Genomic DNA, 15,764 nt, shown 5'->3' with positions numbered 1-15,764 from the left:
AAAATGCAGACCCGCGCCTCGCTGCTCGTCGCTCTGGTCGTTTCCGGCCTCGCCCTGGCGGCCGCCGCCTGCACGACCGCGACCGCGCCGGCCCCCGGCCCCGCCGCCGGCAACGCGTCCGGCCGCGCCTTCGTCGAGCGTGCCTGCGCCGGCTGCCACGCCACCGGCCCGAGCGGCGCCAGCGCCCATCCGCGGGCCCCGGCCTTCCGTGATCTGGCGCGCACGCGCAGCGACGCCCAGCTCGCCGCGGCGATCGGCGAGATCTCGCGGAACGGGCACGTGGAGATGCCGCCGATCTACGTCACCCCGGAGGAGACGACGGCGGTGGTGGCCTATATGCGCAGCCTTACCGGCCGCGCGAGCTGACCCGGGATCCGATCAGCCGGCGGCGCTCGCCGGCCGCCGCGGCCAGCAGGGCCAGACCGCTCATCAGCAGCCCGACCGCCGTCGGGCAGGCGGCGCAGTGGGGCAGGCCTTCCGAGCCGCAGATCGCGCCATAGGTCTGCGCCATCCAGCGCATGTGGACGACGGCGATCTCGCCGGAGACGGCGGCGCCGATGAAGCTCGCCGCGCCGGCGATCGTCAGGCCGGAACTCAGGGTGATGCGGGAAGCGGAACGGGTCATCACTGAAGGGCCTCTCGGCGGTACGCATCCGGGGACGCAAGCCCCGGTCGGATCAAGCTTCCTCATGCATGCGCCCGACGCGCGCCTTGATGCAGATCAAGGTCGCGCAATGCGGAAAGGCGCATCAGGGCCGCGACCCACCAAAGCGTTGTCGGGGATACATGTCAGTTCTCAGCAAACCGCGGGGGGAGGCGCCCTTTGACGCCGTCCTCCTTTTTGCGTTCGTGGCCGTGGGAGCATTCGTCTCCCTGCTCATGACCGCCTTCAGCCAGGACCCGCTGTTCCGGTTCTCCGGCTACATCTTCTTGGGAGCCTTCGTCCTCGCCGCCGCGGTGATGACGATCGGCCTCTCGGACGGCCGGTTCAAATCCGACCAGACCCGATACGAGGATGGCGTCGTCCGAGCAGGGGTGATCGCCACCATGTTCTGGGGCGTGGTCGGCATGCTCGTCGGCGTGCTGATCGCCTCGCAGCTCTCGTGGCCGAACCAGCTCTACTTCCCCGACATCCCGTGGCTGAACTTCGGACGCCTGCGGCCGCTGCACACCTCGGGCGTGATCTTCGCCTTCGGCGGCAACGCGCTGATGGCGACCTCCTTCTACGTGGTCCAGCGCACCTGCAAGGCGCGCCTGGCCGGCGGCATCTGGCCGTGGTTCGTGTTCTGGGGCTACCAGCTGTTCATCGTGCTGGCGGCGACCGGCTACCTGGCCGGCATCACCCAGAGCCGCGAGTACGCCGAGCCGGAATGGTACGTCGACCTGTGGCTGACGATCGTCTGGGTGGCCTATCTGCTGGTCTTCCTCGGCACCATCTGGAAGCGCCGCGAGCCGCACATCTACGTGGCCAACTGGTTCTACCTGGCCTTCATCGTGACCATCGCGATGCTGCACATCGTCAACAACCTGGCGATGCCGGTCAGCCTGCTGAACCACCGCAGCTACTCGGCCTTCGCCGGGGTCCAGGACGCGCTGACCCAGTGGTGGTACGGCCACAACGCCGTGGGCTTCTTCCTCACCGCCGGCTTCCTGGCGATGATGTACTACTTCGTGCCCAAGCGGGTTGAGCGGCCGGTCTACTCCTACCGCCTGTCGATCGTGCACTTCTGGGCGCTGATCTTCATCTACATCTGGGCCGGCCCGCACCACCTGCACTACACGGCCCTGCCGCAGTGGGCGCAGACGCTCGGCATGACCTTCTCGATCATGCTGTGGATGCCGTCCTGGGGCGGCATGATCAACGGCCTGATGACCCTCTCGGGCGCGTGGGACAAGCTGCGCACCGACCCGGTGGTCCGCATGATGGTCGTCTCGATCGCCTTCTACGGCATGTCGACCTTCGAAGGCCCGCTGATGTCGATCCGCGCGGTCAACGCGCTCAGCCACTACACCGACTGGACGATCGGCCACGTGCACTCCGGCGCGCTGGGCTGGGTCGGCTTCATCTCCTTCGGCGCCGTCTACTGCCTCGTGCCGTGGCTCTGGAAGAAGCAGGGGATGTACTCGAACCGTCTGATCGAGTGGCACTTCTGGATCGCGACGACGGGCATCCTGCTCTACATCGCGGCGATGTGGGTCTCCGGCATCATGGAGGGCCTGATGTGGCGCGAGTACACGCCGCAGGGCTTCCTGGCCAACTCCTTCGTCGAGACCGTCGCGGCCAAGCACATCGAAAACGTCATCCGCGCGATCGGGGGGCTCATGTACCTCTCGGGTGCGGTGATCATGTCCTACAACGTGTGGCGTACGATCCGCATGCCGAGCGTCGAATCCTCGAAGACGACGGCCATCGATCTCGCCCCCGCGGCCGCGCTGGCGGCGGAATAGGGGCCTCCTCCCATGTGGAAACATCACGCAAAGCTGGAGCGGCACTCCCTGCTGCTCGTCATCGGGATCCTCATCGTCGTCGCCATCGGCGGCCTGGTGGAGATCACCCCGCTCTTCTGGCTGGAGAGCACGATCGAGAAGGTGCAGGGCGTGCGTCCCTACACCCCCCTCGAGCTGGCCGGCCGGGACATCTACGTCCGCGAGGGCTGCTACCTCTGCCACTCGCAGATGATCCGTCCGCTGCGCGACGAGGTGGAGCGCTACGGCCACTACAGCCTGGCGGCCGAGAGCATGTACGACCACCCGTTCCAGTGGGGCTCCAAGCGCACCGGGCCTGACCTGGCGCGCGTCGGCGGCAAGTACTCCGACAGCTGGCACAAGCAGCACCTGGAGGACCCGCGGGCCGTGGTGCCGGAATCGGTGATGCCGCCCTACAAGTTCCTGGCCGAGAAGGAGCTGGACTACCACGACATCCAGCAGAAGCTCGAAGCCATGCAGAAGGTCGGCGTGCCCTACACGGCCGACGACGTGAAGAACGCGGCCAAGGACGTCGAAGACCAGGCCGATCCGTTCGCCAGCCCCAAGGGTCTGCAGGCGCGCTACGGCGCCAAGGTCAACCAGCGCGACTTCGACGGGAACCCGGACAAGGTGACCGAGATGGACGCCCTGATCGCCTACCTGCAGATGCTCGGCACCCTCGTCGACTTCCGCACCTATCACGCCGAAGACCCGAGGAACATGCGATGAGCGGCCTGACCTACGAGATGGTGGCCAAGTTCGCGCAGCAAGGCGGCCTCATCTACTTCGGCCTGATCTTCGCGGCCGGCACCGCCTACGCCCTGTGGCCCAAGCACAAGGAGGCGTTCGACCGCCTCTCCAAACTCCCGCTCGAGAAGGACGAGAGCGACCATGTCTGAGCGTAAGGTCGACGAGCATACGGGTGTCGAGACCACCGGCCACGAGTGGGACGGCATCCGCGAGCTGGACAACCCGCTGCCCCGCTGGTGGCTGTGGGTGTTCTGGGCCTGCGTGCTCTGGTCCGTCGTCTACTGGGTGCTGATGCCGGCCTGGCCGGGCCTGACCGGCTACACCCACGGCCTGATGCACAACTCGGCGCGCGCCAACGTGGACAAGCAGCTCGCCGAGCTGCGGGCCCAGCGCGGCGCCGAGGCGATCAAGCTGAAGGGCGCCTCGCTCGAGCAGATCGAGAAGGACCCGGAGCTGCAGAGCTACGCCCTGGCGCTCGGCGCCTCGGTGTTCGGCGACAACTGCGCCACCTGCCACGGCGCCGGCGGCACCGGCGGCAAGGGGTATCCGAATCTGCGCGACGACGTCTGGCTGCATGGCGGCACCCTGGAGCAGATCCAGCACACCATCACCTACGGCGTGCGCACCGGCGAGCCCACGGCGGTCTCCACCCAGATGCCGGCCTTCGGCCGCGATCAGCTCCTCAAGGAGAACGAGATCGACGACCTGACCGAGTATGTGGTGGCGCTGTCGCACCGTCCGGCCAACAAGGCCGCGGTGTACCGGGCGGTGACGCTCTATCGGGACCAGTGCGCGTCGTGCCACGGGGTCACTGGAACCGGCGACCAGGCGAAGGGCGCGCCGAACCTGACCGACAACGAGTGGCTCTACGGCCCGACCCGCGCCGACATCCGCGGGCAGATCTGGAACGGCCGCGGCGGCGTCATGCCGACCTGGGGCAAGCGCTTCGACCCTGAGACCATCAAAGCCCTCACCGTCTACGTCCACGCCAACGCAGGGGGTCAGTAGTTGCAGTGACCGTCGTCATCGATCGCACCAAGCCGCCGGAGAAGGGGTCCGACCCCGTCTCCGCGGCGGAGCGGGTGCGGCAGAAGAAGGGTTCGGGGGGCGGACTCTATCAATCGCGCGTACCGATCTATCCGAAGCTGGTCCACGGCACGTGGCGGCGCATCAAGTGGGCGGTCCTGATCGCCACGCTGGGCGTCTACTACGTCACCCCGTGGATTCGCTGGCACCGGCCCGAGGGCCTGCCGCAACAGGCGGTGCTGGTCGACTTCACCGGCCGCCGCTTCTACTTCTTCTTCCTGCAGCTGTGGCCGCAGGAGGTCTATTTCATCACCGGCCTGCTGGTGATGGCGGCCCTGGCGCTGTTCCTGATCACGGCGCTGTTCGGCCGGCTTTGGTGCGGCTACGCCTGCCCGCAGACGGTCTGGACCGACCTCTACATCTATGTGGAGCGCCTGTTCGAAGGCGACCGCAACGCCCGCATGCGGCTCGACGCCGAGCCGATGAGCTTCAACAAGGCCTGGCGCAAGACCGGCAAGCACGTGGTGTGGCTGGGCATCGCCTTCGGCACCGGCGGCGCGTGGATCTTCTACTTCCACGACGCGCCCTCGCTGATCCGCGACTTCTGGGTCGGCCAGGCGCCGCTCACCGCCTACATCTCGTGCGGCGTGCTGACGGCCACCACCTATCTGCTCGCCGGCTACATGCGCGAGCAGGTCTGCACCTACATGTGCCCGTGGCCCCGCATCCAGGGCGCCATGCTCGACGACCACTCGCTGCAGGTCACCTACCGCTATGACCGCGGCGAGCCGCGCGGGCCGCACAAGAAGGGCCAGACCTGGGAAGGCCGCGGCGACTGCATCGACTGCAACCAGTGCGTGGTCGCCTGCCCGATGGGCATCGACATCCGCAACGGCCCGCAGCTCGAGTGCATCAACTGTGGCCTGTGCATCGACGCCTGCAACGACATCATGGTGAAGGTCGGCCGGCCCAAGGACCTGATCTTCTTCGACACCGACCACGCCGTGGCCCTGCGCGCCAAGAAGGAGCCGGCGGCCTACCGCCTCCTCCGTTCGCGTACGATCTACTACTCGGCGGCCCTGGTGCTGGTCTCGGGCCTGATGCTCTGGGGCCTGATGAACCGGACCTTCCTGGACGTGCACGCCCTGCGTGACCGCAACCCGGTCTATGTGCGCCTGCAGGACGGCTCGATCCGCAACGGCTACACCCTGAAGATCGTCAATCGGACCTTCTATCCGAAGACCGTCACGGTGACCTTCAAGGGCGTGCCCGGCGCGCGGATGAAGACCCCTGGCGCCGACTCGGTGACCGGCCCGCTGCAGTTCAAGGTGGCCGGCAACCAGGACCAGTCGTTCCGCGTGTTCGTGATCGCCCCCAAGGGCGCGACCATGGCCACCAACGTCCCCGCCGAGTTCGAGGTCCGCTCGGACACCGACACGGCCGAGGCGAAGACCACCTTCATCTCGGGAGACCTGCGATGAGCCATCTCTCCGTCGTCGGCGAAGCCCGTCCGCGCGGCTTCCGGTTCACCGGCTGGCACTTCCTGGCGATCATCGTCGGCTTCTTCGGGGTGGTGATCGCCGTCGACGTCAGCTTCGCGGTGATGGCCTACAGGACCTTCCCGGGCGAGGTTTCGGTCACGCCCTACGAGGATGGGCTGCTCTACAACAAGAAGCTCGCCCAGATCGCCGCCCAGGAGAAGCTGGGCTGGAAGGCCGCCGCGGCGGCCGAGCCGACGGCGGTGGTGCTGCTGGTCGAGGACGCCAAGGGCCAGCCGGTGCGCGACCTGCGCATCTCGGCCAAGCTGGAGCGGCCGGCCACCGAGAGCGGCCGCATCAACGCCGCCTTCAAGGAAGTGGCCGCCGGCCGCTACGAGGCGCGCGTCGGCGGCCTTGCCGGAGCCTGGGACCTGACCGCCGAAGCCCGCGACTCGGCCGGCCATCTGTTCATGGCCGAGCGGAGGCTGACGTGGCCCTGACCTATCCGGCGGCGCCGGCGCCCGACTACTCCGCCTTCCTGCGCAAGCGCGAAGACGGCGCGCGCAGCCTCGACCTCTTGGTGAAGGGCGCGCGCTGCGCCAACTGCTTGGCCAAGATCGAGCGCGAGGTGCAGGGCCTGCCGGGCGTCGCCTCGGCGCGGCTGAACCTGACCACCGGCAAGCTCACCGTCGGCTTCGACGGCGCGGCCGGCGATGCGGCCAAGGTGGTCGAGGCGCTGGACAAGCTCGGCTATCCGGCGACCCCTTACGATCCGGCCCAGGCCCAGGTCGCCCACGACAAGGAAGGCCGCCGGCTGATCCTGGCGCTGGCCGTCGCCGGCTTCGGGGCGATGAACACCATGATGTTCTCGGTGCCGCTGTGGGCCGGGATCTTCGGCCAGGAGCTCGGCCCGGCGACGCGCACCGTGATGCAGTGGTTCGCCGCCGCCGTCGGCGGGCCCTGCGCCATCTACGCCGGCCTGCCGTTCTTCCAGTCGGCCTGGAACTCGCTGAAGCGCCGCCGCGCCAACATGGACGTGCCGATCTCGGTGGGCGTGATCCTCACCCTCCTGATCAGCTTCTCCGAGACCCTGCTGCACGGCCGCGACACCTATTTCGACGCCGCCGTCTCTCTGCTCTTCCTGCTGCTCATCGGCCGCTGGCTGGACCATCAGCTGCGGGCCAAGGCGCGCGGCGCGGCCGGCGACCTCCTGGCCATGCAGGCGCCCGCCGCCACCCGGCTCGACGCCCAGGGCCGCGAGCATCGCGCGCCGCTCTCCGAGGTCGCCGTCGGCGATCTCCTGGTGGTCCGGCCCGGCGAACGTATCCCGGTGGATGGGGTGATCGAGACCGGCGCCACCGACCTCGACAACGCCCTGCTGACCGGCGAGACGACGCCGGCCGCCGCCACTGCAGGCAACGCCGTGCGCGCCGGCGCCCTGAACCTCTCGGGCGTGATCACCCTCAAGGCCGCGGCCCGCTCCGAGGACTCCGCGGTGGCGGCGATCGCCCGCCTGGTCGAGGCCGGCGCCCAGTCCAAGTCGAAATACGTCCAGCTGGCCGACAAGGCCGCCGGCCTCTACGTGCCCGTGGTGCACCTCGCCGCGGCCCTGACCTTCGCCGGCGGCTGGGCCCTGGGCCTTGGCCCGCGCGAGGCGCTGCTGCGCGCCGTGGCGGTGCTGATCATCACCTGCCCCTGCGCGCTCGGCCTCGCGGTTCCGGCCGTGCAAATCACCGCCTCCGCGCGCCTCTTCCGCAAGGGCGTGCTGGTCAAGTCCGGCGCCGCGCTCGAGCGCCTGGCCGAGGTCGATCACGTGGTCTTCGACAAGACCGGCGTGCTGACCGAGGGCCGGCCGCAACTGATCGAGGCCGACGAAGTCGCGCTGCTGCGCGCCGCGCCGCTGGCGCGGGCCTCGCGCCATCCGCTGGCCAAGGCGCTGGCCGCCGAGGCCGGGATCGGCGTCGTCGCGGCCGAGGCCAAGGAACACGCCGGCCTCGGCGTCGAAGGCCTGATCGACGGCCGCCCCGCGCGCCTCGGCCGCGCCGCGTTCGTGGGCGCTGAGACCGAGGGCGACGGCGAGACCGAGCTGTGGTTCGCCGAAGAGGGCCACGCCCCGGTCCGATTCCGCTTCTCCGACACCCTGCGCCCGGACGCCGTCCAGGCGGTCGCCGCCCTGAAGGCCCGCGGCCTGACTGTCGAGATCCTGTCGGGCGACCTCGCCACCCCGGTGGCCCGGGTCGCCGAGACCGTCGGCGTCCGCGTCTGGCGCGCCGGCCTCTCGCCCTTCGAGAAGGCCGAGGCCCTCGAGGCCATGGCCGCCAAGGGCCGGAAGGCCCTGATGGTGGGCGACGGCCTGAACGACGCGGCCGCCCTCGCCAAGGCGCACGCCGCCATGGCGCCGGGCACGGCGCTGGAAGCCAGCCAGAACGCCGCCGACCTGGTGTTCTCCGGCGAGGGTCTGATGGCCGTGGTCGAGGCGATCGACACCGCCCGCCAGGCCCGCACCCGGGCGCTGGAGAACTTCGGCCTCGCCGCCCTCTACAACGTGGTGGCCGCGCCGGCCGCCATGTTCGGCCTGGTGAATCCCTTCGTGGCGGCCATCGCCATGTCCGGCTCCTCGCTGCTCGTCACCCTGAACGCGCTCCGCATGGGAGGCCGCAAATGAACATCGTCCTGTTCCTCGCCCCCTTCTCGGTCGGCCTCGGCCTGATGGCGCTGGGCGCCTTCTGGTGGACGCTGCGGGCCGGCCAGTACGACGACCCGGTGGGCGACGCCTCCCGCATCCTTCTCGACGACGACGACGACCGCCCGCTCTAGGCCGAGAGAGGCCCCAGTATGACCGCCACGCTTACCGCCCCGCTGTCCCGCGATCAGCTGATCGCCAAGTACGAGGGCCGTGCGCCCCGCTACACCAGCTATCCGACCGCCGTGCAGTTCACCCCGCAGGTGGACGCGGCGACCTATCGACGCTGGCTGGCGGAGCTGCCGACCGAGCGTGCGGTTTCGCTTTATGTCCACATCCCGTTCTGCGAGCGGCTCTGCTGGTACTGCGGCTGCAACACCCGGGCGGTGAACCGCCACGACCCGATCGCCGCCTACGTCCAGCTGCTCGTGCAGGAAGCCGAGCTGCTCGAGGCGGCGCTGCCGGGCAAGATGACGGCCGAGGCGCTGCACTTCGGGGGCGGCACGCCCAACATGCTGTCGCCCGACGACCTGGCGGTGATCTTCGCGGCCCTGCGGGCGGTGTTCCGCTTCGCGCCCGACGCCGAGATCGCCGCCGAGCTGGATCCGGCGGTACTGACCCGCGAATGGGTCGAGGCGGCGGGCTTCCACGGCATGACCCGGGCCAGCCTGGGCGTTCAGAACCTCTCGCCCGAAGTCCAGACGGCGGTTAACCGCATCGAGGCGTTCGAGGATATCGCCGCCTGCGTCGGCTGGCTGCGCGAGGCGGGCGTCCGCTCGATCAACTTCGACCTCATGTACGGCCTGCCGCGGCAGACGGTGGCCAACACGCTCTCCACCATCGACGGCGTCCTGCGCCTGAGGCCCGAGCGGCTGGCCCTGTTCGGCTACGCTCACGTGCCGTGGATGAAGTCGCACCAGAAATTGCTCGACGAGGCGGCCCTGCCCGGCCCGTCCGAGCGCCTCGACCAGTCCGAGGCCGCCGCCGAGCGGCTGGCGCAGGAAGGCTATGTACGCATCGGCCTCGATCACTTCGCGCTGGAGGGCGACGAGCTCGCCGTGGCCCTGAAGGAAGGCCGGCTGCACCGCAACTTCCAGGGCTACACCACCGACGCGGCCCAGACGCTCCTGGGGCTGGGGGCCTCGGCCATCGGCTCGCTGCCGCAGGGCTTCGTGCAGAACGTGGCCCAGGAGCTGCCCTGGCGCGCGGCGGTGCAGAAGAACGACCTGCCGATCGCCCGCGGCGTCGCCCTGACCGCCGACGACCGCTTCCGCGGCGAGATCATCGAGCAGCTGATGTGCAACCTCGCCGTGGACCTCGAGGCGGTCTGCGCCCGCCACGGCCGCCAGCTTTCCGAGCTGAGGGGCGAGATCGCCCGGCTGGCCGACTTCGCCGAGGACGGGCTGATCGCCTGGTCGGGCGCCAAGCTGACGGTCACCGACGCCGGCCGCGTGCTGGTCCGTTCGGTCTGCGCGGTGTTCGACGCCTACGTCGTCGCCGACGCCCAGCGCCACTCCAAGACGCTCTGACGAAAAAGACCCCGCGGACGAACCGCGGGGCCGAAGTCAGACGACAGATGAATTCGGTTCGGGGTTAGTTCAGGTCAGGCGTCCAGGGCCCGGTGGATGTCGCGCAGCAGGGCGTCGCCCAGCAGCGGCTTCTCGACGATCGGCACCCCGGCCTCGGCGGCCTCGGCGACCACGCTCCGGTGCGGGTGGCTGGTGATCAGGATGGCCGGCGAACTCACCTTGCGGTCGCGCAGCTGGCGCAGGGCTTCCAGCCCGCTGATGCCCGGCAGCTTCTGATCCAGGACGAGGCAGGTCGGCCGGTGCGGCAGCTGGCGCAGCAGCAGGGCCTCGCCGCTCTCGAAAGCCTCGACGTCGAAACCGTCGAGCTCAAGCGAGAAGGTCAGCGAGCCGCGCACAGCGGGATCGTCATCGACGACGACGACCAGCGGACGAGGGCTAAACGAATCCACGGCACTGTTCCATTGACGGGGACCAGGACAACCTGCGGGCCGGTCACGGCGGCGGTTTGATCCAGATCAAAAACTCCGGTTCAGGCTTTCAGGCTCTAGGCGGCGAGGCGTTCCAGGACTTCCCACTTGCGGACGCGGAACTGCCGGCAGGAGGCGAATTCGACGACCTTGGAGGACTGCAGCTGGGTCAGCATGCGGGAGACGGTCTCGATGGTCAGGCCGAGGTAGTCGGCGATGTCCTGGCGGCCCATCGGCAGGTCGATGGCCTCGGCCTCGCCGCGGCTGGCGAGGTCCATCAGGAAGGTGGCGACCTTCTCGGCGGCGGTCTTGCGGCCGAGCAGCAGGACGTGGTCCTGGGCCCGCTCGAGGTCGCGGCAGGTGGCTTCCCAGATCGCCCGGTCGAGCTCGCCTTCGTCCGCCTGGGCCTTCAGCGACGAGCGCTTGACCACCTGGATGGTGCAGTCGCAGAGCGCTTCGGCCGAGTAGCGGTGCTGGGCGCCGACCTCGAGGCCGAACAGGTCGCCCGTCTGGTAGAAGTCGCCCACCTGGCGGCGGCCGTCGGAGAGCAGGCGGGTCGTCCGCACCACGCCCGACACGACCCGGTAGACCAGGTCGGCGTCTTCTTCCTGGGCGTAGACTTCCTCGTCCTTGGCGAAGGTCATGCGCACGCCCAGGCGATCCATGACCTCGGTCAGGTTCTGCGACTGGATGGAGGTGCGGGCGTCGTCGAAGGGGTAGGCGAGGGTCATGGCGGCGGCTCCGGTTCGATGACCAGAAGCTACGTTCGACCCGCGTCATGGGAAATTCGGGACGAACCCTTACGGGCTTCTACGTAAACCGCGGGACGTGCCTACAACTTCAGGCCGAAGCGCGGCCCGGCCCAGGTCATGGCGAGGTAGAGGCCGATGGTCAGAAGGCAGCCGAGGCCCAGGGCCGGCCAGAACGGCATGCCGCGCCGGAGCATGGCCGGGATCGCCAGGAACATCGGCAGCGAGGGGAGCACGTACCAGAAGGTGGCCCCGGCGTGGGCCGCGAGGCGCTCCGGATCGCTCGTGTCCCGCCACAGCCACATCATGCCGAGCACCGAGACCAGCGGCAGGGAGGCGATGAGAGCGCCGAAACCCGGGCTGCGCTTGGCCACCTCCGACACCACCGCGATGATGACGCCGGAGATCCCGGCCTTGATCAGCAGATAGAGCATCCGCCCTCCCTCTAGAGCTTCGCCGCCCTCAGCCTCAGCGCATTGCCGATGACGCTCACCGAAGACAGCGCCATGGCGGCCGCGGCGATCTGGGGCGACAGCAGCAGGTTCATGGCTGGATAGAGCACGCCGGCCGCCAGCGGCACCCCCGCGACGTTGTAGACGAAGGCGAACACCAGGTTCTGGCGGATGTTGCGCATCACCGCCTGCGACAGCCGCCGCGCCTTCACCAGCCCCTGCAGGTCACCCTTCAGCAGGGTGACGCCGGCGCTCTCGATGGCGACGTCGGCGCCCGCGCCCATGGCCACGCCCACCTCGGCGGCGGCGAGCGCCGGGGCGTCGTTGACCCCATCGCCGGCCATGGCCACCGAGCGGCCCTCGGCGCGCAGCTTCTGGACCACCTTGGCCTTGTCCTCCGGCAGGACCTCGGCCTCGACCTCCTCGATGCCGAGCCGCTGGGCGACGGCGAGCGCGGTGGTGCGGTTGTCGCCGGTCATCATGACGAGGCGCACGCCCTCCGCCTTGAGCTGGGCGACGGCCTCGGGCGTCGTGGCCTTCACCGGGTCGGCGATGGCGAGCACGCCGGCCAGGCGGCCGTCGACGGCGGCGAACACGGCGGTGGCGCCCTCGCGGCGCAGGGCCTCGGCGCGGTCGGCCAGGGGCGAGAGGTCGACGCCCTGCTCCTCCATCAGGCGGGCCCCGCCGAGCGCCACCCGCCGGCCCTCCACCACGCCGGTGACGCCCTTGCCGACGGGGGAGTCGAAGTCGCTCGCCTCGGCGAGGTCGAGGCTGCGCTCCTGGGCGGCGCGCAGGATGGCGTCGGCCAGGGGATGTTCGCTGCCGCGCTCCAGGCTGGCGGCCAGGCGCAGGAGGCCCGGCTGGTCGAAGCCGGCGGCCGGCGCGATCTGGGTGACCGCCGGGCGCCCCTCTGTCAGGGTGCCGGTCTTGTCGACCACCAGGGTGTCGATCTTCTCGAAGCGCTCGAGGGCCTCGGCGTTCTTGATCAGCACGCCGGCGTGGGCCCCGCGTCCCACCCCGACCATGATCGACATCGGCGTGGCGAGGCCGAGGGCGCAGGGACAGGCGATGATCAGCACCGAGACCGCCGCCACCAGGGCATAGCCGAAGCGCGGCTCCGGCCCGACCAGCGCCCAGGCGGCGAAGGCGATCACCGCCACCGCGATCACCGCCGGCACGAACCAGCCGGACACCCGGTCGGCCATGCGCTGGATCGGCGCGCGGCTGCGCTGGGCCTCGGCGACCATCTGGACGATGCGCGACAGCAGGGTGTCGGCGCCGACCTTCTCGGCGCGCATGACGAAGGAGCCGGTCTTGTTGATCGAGCCGGCGATCACCTGGGCGCCCGTCTCCTTGGTGACCGGCATGGATTCGCCGGTGACCAGGCTCTCGTCGATGGAGACGCGGCCCTCGGTCAGGACGCCGTCGACCGGCACCTTCTCGCCGGGTCGCACGCGCAGGCGGTCGCCGACCTGGATGAGGTCGAGCGTTACCTCCTCGTCGGAGCCGTCGGCCTTGATGCGCCGGGCGGTCTTGGGCGCGAGGTTGAGGAGGGCGCGGATGGCGCCGGAGGTCTGGTCGCGGGCGCGCAGCTCCAGCACCTGGCCGAGCAGCACCAGGACGGTGATCACCGCCGCGGCCTCGAAGTAGACCGGCACCGCGCCGTCCATGCCTCGGAACGCCGGCGGGAAGGCGCCGGGCGCCAGGATCGCCGCCACGCTGTAGAGCCAGGCCACGCCCACGCCCATGGCGATCAGGGTGAACATGTTGAGGTTGCGGGTCCGCAGCGAGGCCCAGCCGCGGGCGAAGAACGGAGCGCCCGCCCACAGCACCACAGGCGTCGAGAGCGCGAACTGGATCCAGTTCGATGCGGTGGGCGAGAGGTAGCGGTGCAGGTCGAGGAAGTGGCCGGCCATCTCCAGCGCGAACACCGGAACCGTGAGCACGAGGCCGATCCAGAACCGCCGGCTCATGTCGGCCAGCTCGTGGTTCGGTCCGGCGTCGGCGGTGATCAGCTCCGGCTCGAGCGCCATGCCGCAGATCGGGCACGAACCCGGCCCTTCCTGGCGGATCTGCGGGTGCATCGGGCAGGTGTAGATGGTCCCGGCAGGCGGCGGCGGCTCGGCCGGACGGCTCTCCTTCTCGAGATATTTCACGGGGTCGGCTTCGAACTTGGTCCGGCAGCCGTTGGAGCAGAAATGGAAGGTCTCGCCCGCGTGCTCGGCGTGATGGGGCGTGGTGTTCGGGTTGACCTTCATCCCGCAGACCGGATCGGTCGCCGTCTTGCCGTCGTCGGCCGGCGCGGCGTGGTCGTGGTGATGGTGGGCGTGATCGGACATTCGCATTCTCCCGGCCCGGAGAGATATACCCCATGGGGGCATCTTGCAATTACCCGGCGGGGGTATATGTTCCGAGCCGCTGACGAGAAGGACTTCCGCCCATGAAGCGCGACAACAAACCGGGGCTGCTCAATCGCCTCAAACGCGTGGAAGGCCAGGTGCGGGGCATCGCCCGCATGGTCGAGGAGGACCGCTACTGCATCGACATCCTGACCCAGGTCCAGGCGGTGCGGGCGGCCCTCCAGAAGGTGGAGCACGAGCTTCTCAAGGACCACCTCGGCCACTGCATCGAGGGGGCGATCGTCAGCGGGGACAGGGAAGAACAGCGCAGGAAAGCCGCCGAATTGATCGAGCTTCTGGAGCGAACCAACCGATGACGCGCCTCTTCGCCACCACCGCCGCCCTGGCCCTTCTCGCCGCTCCGGCCATGGCCCAGCCCACGAACCAGCAGGCGGCGCCCCCCATGGAGCACTCCGGGATGGATCGGCCCGACATGGATCATTCCCAGATGGACCATTCCCAGATGGACCATTCGAAGATGGACATGGGCGAGATGGACGAAATGCCCGGCATGACGCACGCCGGCCACGCCATGAGCCAGGGCGCGCTCGGCTCCTACGCCATGACGCGGGAGGCCTCCGGCACCTCTTGGCAGCCGGACGCCTCGACCCATGAGGGCCTGCACCTGATGTACGGCCCGTGGATGGTCATGGCCCACGCCACGATCGACGGCGTCTACTCGTGGCAGGACGGTCCCCGCGGCGACGACAAGGGCTTCGTCTCCGGCATGATCATGAGCTCGGCGCGCCGCGAGATCGGCGACCATGGCACGCTGCAGTTTCGGGCGATGCTGAGTCCCGACCCGTTCATGGGCAAGCGCGGCTATCCGGAGCTGCTCGCCACCGGCGAGACGGCGGACGGCGTGACGCCGCTCGTCGACCGCCAGCACCCGCACGACCTCTTCATGGAGCTTTCGGGCGCCTACGCCTATCGCCTGACGGAAAAGGACAGCGTCTTCCTCTACGCGGGCCTGCCGGGCGAGCCAGCGTTCGGGCCGCCGGCCTTCATGCACCGGGCGTCGATCATGGACAGTCCGGAGGCGCCGATCAGCCACCACTGGCTGGACTCCACCCACATCGTCTTCGGCGTCGTCACCGCCGGCTATGTGCACGACAACTGGAAGGTCGAGGCCTCACGCTTCCGCGGTCGCGAACCGGACGAGCACCGCTTCGACATCGAGCACGCGACGCTCGACTCCACGGCCCTGCGCCTCTCCTACAATCCGACGGCGAACTGGTCCCTGCAGGCCTCGTGGGCGGACGTGAAGAGCCCCGAGCAACTCGATCCGGACACCGATGTGCGCAAGTGGTCGGCCAGCGCCATCTACACTGTGCCGTTCGGCGCGGACGGCTGGTGGTCCACCACCGCCGCCTGGGGCCGCCGCAGCGCCGAGCACCAGGACCTCGACGCCTTCGCCCTGGAGAGCGCCGTCAGGCTGAACCCGGCCTGGACCGTCTTCGGCCGCGCGGAGCGGATCGACACCGACGAGCTGGTGTTCACGGGCGGCCACCACGGCCCCACCTTCACCGTCGGCAAGGTGTCGCTCGGCGCGGTCCGCGACTTCCCAGTCAGCGAGCACGTGAGCGTCGGCCTCGGCGGCCTCTATGCGGTCAACTTCGTCCCCGGCGAACTGAAGGCGCTCTACGGCCGGTCAGAGCCCGGGGGCGCCATGGGCTTCGTGCGGCTCAAACTGCACTGAGACGGCGGGCCGGCGGAACCCTTCCGCCGACCCCGCTTTTTCGCAGCGTCAGCATGGAGAGGAGAG

At 69.5% G+C, this 15,764-nt stretch carries 17 protein-coding genes; 12 read left to right on the top strand and 5 right to left on the bottom strand.

Annotated elements, in window-relative coordinates; translation table 11 throughout:
- The first annotated feature begins 3 nt into the window (after positions 1–3).
- The gene (locus DJ017_RS05465) at positions 4–366 is read left to right on the top strand and encodes a c-type cytochrome (protein ID WP_111527760.1); all 363 of its coding nucleotides are present in this window, start codon (positions 4–6) and stop codon (positions 364–366) included.
- Here DJ017_RS05465 and DJ017_RS05460 read toward each other — a convergent pair.
- Positions 347–625, bottom strand: a complete 279-nt coding sequence (locus DJ017_RS05460) for a hypothetical protein (RefSeq protein ID WP_111527759.1) — start codon at positions 623–625, stop codon at positions 347–349. The genes DJ017_RS05465 and DJ017_RS05460 overlap by 20 nt on opposite strands.
- 161 nt (positions 626–786) lie before the next feature.
- Between DJ017_RS05460 and ccoN the strand changes: the two genes are divergently transcribed.
- Genes ccoN through hemN form a run of 9 tightly spaced genes read left to right on the top strand, consistent with a single transcriptional unit; the run spans position 787 to position 9,932 of the window.
- Positions 787–2,448 carry a cytochrome-c oxidase, cbb3-type subunit I gene (gene ccoN / locus DJ017_RS05455; protein ID WP_111527758.1) on the top strand — a complete coding sequence of 554 codons (1,662 nt, stop codon included), beginning with the start codon at positions 787–789 and terminating at the stop codon, positions 2,446–2,448.
- 12 nt (positions 2,449–2,460) lie between these two features.
- Positions 2,461–3,195, top strand: coding sequence for a cytochrome-c oxidase, cbb3-type subunit II (gene ccoO, locus DJ017_RS05450; protein WP_111527757.1), 735 nt, complete (start codon positions 2,461–2,463; stop codon positions 3,193–3,195).
- Entirely contained in the window at positions 3,192–3,365 is a 174-nt protein-coding gene (locus DJ017_RS05445; RefSeq protein ID WP_111527756.1) for a cbb3-type cytochrome c oxidase subunit 3, read from the top strand. The genes ccoO and DJ017_RS05445 overlap by 4 nt, the downstream gene beginning before the upstream one ends.
- A complete protein-coding gene (ccoP, locus tag DJ017_RS05440) occupies positions 3,358–4,224 on the top strand; it encodes a cytochrome-c oxidase, cbb3-type subunit III (protein ID WP_111527755.1) in 867 nt (288 codons plus the stop codon). Before DJ017_RS05445 ends, ccoP begins: the two co-directional genes overlap by 8 nt.
- Before the next feature lie 5 nt (positions 4,225–4,229).
- The gene (ccoG, locus tag DJ017_RS05435) at positions 4,230–5,723 is read left to right on the top strand and encodes a cytochrome c oxidase accessory protein CcoG (RefSeq protein WP_111527754.1); all 1,494 of its coding nucleotides are present in this window, start codon (positions 4,230–4,232) and stop codon (positions 5,721–5,723) included.
- Entirely contained in the window at positions 5,720–6,220 is a 501-nt protein-coding gene (locus tag DJ017_RS05430) for a FixH family protein (RefSeq protein ID WP_111527753.1), read from the top strand. The genes ccoG and DJ017_RS05430 overlap by 4 nt, the downstream gene beginning before the upstream one ends.
- A complete protein-coding gene (locus DJ017_RS05425; protein ID WP_377284537.1) occupies positions 6,217–8,385 on the top strand; it encodes a heavy metal translocating P-type ATPase in 2,169 nt (722 codons plus the stop codon). Before DJ017_RS05430 ends, DJ017_RS05425 begins: the two co-directional genes overlap by 4 nt.
- Positions 8,382–8,537 carry a cbb3-type cytochrome oxidase assembly protein CcoS gene (gene ccoS, locus DJ017_RS05420; RefSeq protein ID WP_111527751.1) on the top strand — a complete coding sequence of 52 codons (156 nt, stop codon included), beginning with the start codon at positions 8,382–8,384 and terminating at the stop codon, positions 8,535–8,537. The genes DJ017_RS05425 and ccoS overlap by 4 nt, the downstream gene beginning before the upstream one ends.
- Before the next feature lie 18 nt (positions 8,538–8,555).
- The gene (hemN, locus tag DJ017_RS05415) at positions 8,556–9,932 is read left to right on the top strand and encodes an oxygen-independent coproporphyrinogen III oxidase (protein ID WP_111527750.1); all 1,377 of its coding nucleotides are present in this window, start codon (positions 8,556–8,558) and stop codon (positions 9,930–9,932) included.
- 74 nt (positions 9,933–10,006) lie between these two features.
- Here hemN and DJ017_RS05410 read toward each other — a convergent pair whose 3' ends face one another.
- The 4 genes from DJ017_RS05410 to DJ017_RS05395 all read right to left on the bottom strand — a co-directional run bounded on the left by DJ017_RS05410 (position 10,007) and on the right by DJ017_RS05395 (position 13,939).
- Positions 10,007–10,381, bottom strand: a complete 375-nt coding sequence (locus tag DJ017_RS05410; RefSeq protein ID WP_111527749.1) for a response regulator — start codon at positions 10,379–10,381, stop codon at positions 10,007–10,009.
- A gap of 95 nt (positions 10,382–10,476) precedes the next feature.
- On the bottom strand, positions 10,477–11,130 hold the full coding sequence (locus DJ017_RS05405; RefSeq protein WP_111527748.1) for a helix-turn-helix domain-containing protein: 654 nt from the start codon (positions 11,128–11,130) through the stop codon (positions 10,477–10,479).
- Between the two features lie 101 nt (positions 11,131–11,231).
- Positions 11,232–11,582, bottom strand: a complete 351-nt coding sequence (locus tag DJ017_RS05400) for a DUF3147 family protein (RefSeq protein ID WP_111527747.1) — start codon at positions 11,580–11,582, stop codon at positions 11,232–11,234.
- Positions 11,583–11,593: 11 nt separating this feature from the next.
- A complete protein-coding gene (locus tag DJ017_RS05395; protein ID WP_111527746.1) occupies positions 11,594–13,939 on the bottom strand; it encodes a heavy metal translocating P-type ATPase in 2,346 nt (781 codons plus the stop codon).
- A gap of 101 nt (positions 13,940–14,040) precedes the next feature.
- Between DJ017_RS05395 and DJ017_RS05390 the strand changes: the two genes are divergently transcribed.
- Positions 14,041–14,316 carry a metal-sensitive transcriptional regulator gene (locus DJ017_RS05390; RefSeq protein WP_111527745.1) on the top strand — a complete coding sequence of 92 codons (276 nt, stop codon included), beginning with the start codon at positions 14,041–14,043 and terminating at the stop codon, positions 14,314–14,316.
- The gene (locus tag DJ017_RS05385; RefSeq protein ID WP_111527744.1) at positions 14,313–15,698 is read left to right on the top strand and encodes a hypothetical protein; all 1,386 of its coding nucleotides are present in this window, start codon (positions 14,313–14,315) and stop codon (positions 15,696–15,698) included. Before DJ017_RS05390 ends, DJ017_RS05385 begins: the two co-directional genes overlap by 4 nt.
- Positions 15,699–15,764 lie beyond the last annotated feature (66 nt).

The sequence above is a fragment of the Phenylobacterium soli genome, assembly GCF_003254475.1.
In the GTDB taxonomy this organism is placed as follows: domain Bacteria; phylum Pseudomonadota; class Alphaproteobacteria; order Caulobacterales; family Caulobacteraceae; genus Phenylobacterium; species Phenylobacterium soli.
The sequence above is the reverse complement of the archived record's forward strand: the minus strand, read 5'-3'. Positions and strand labels throughout refer to the sequence as shown.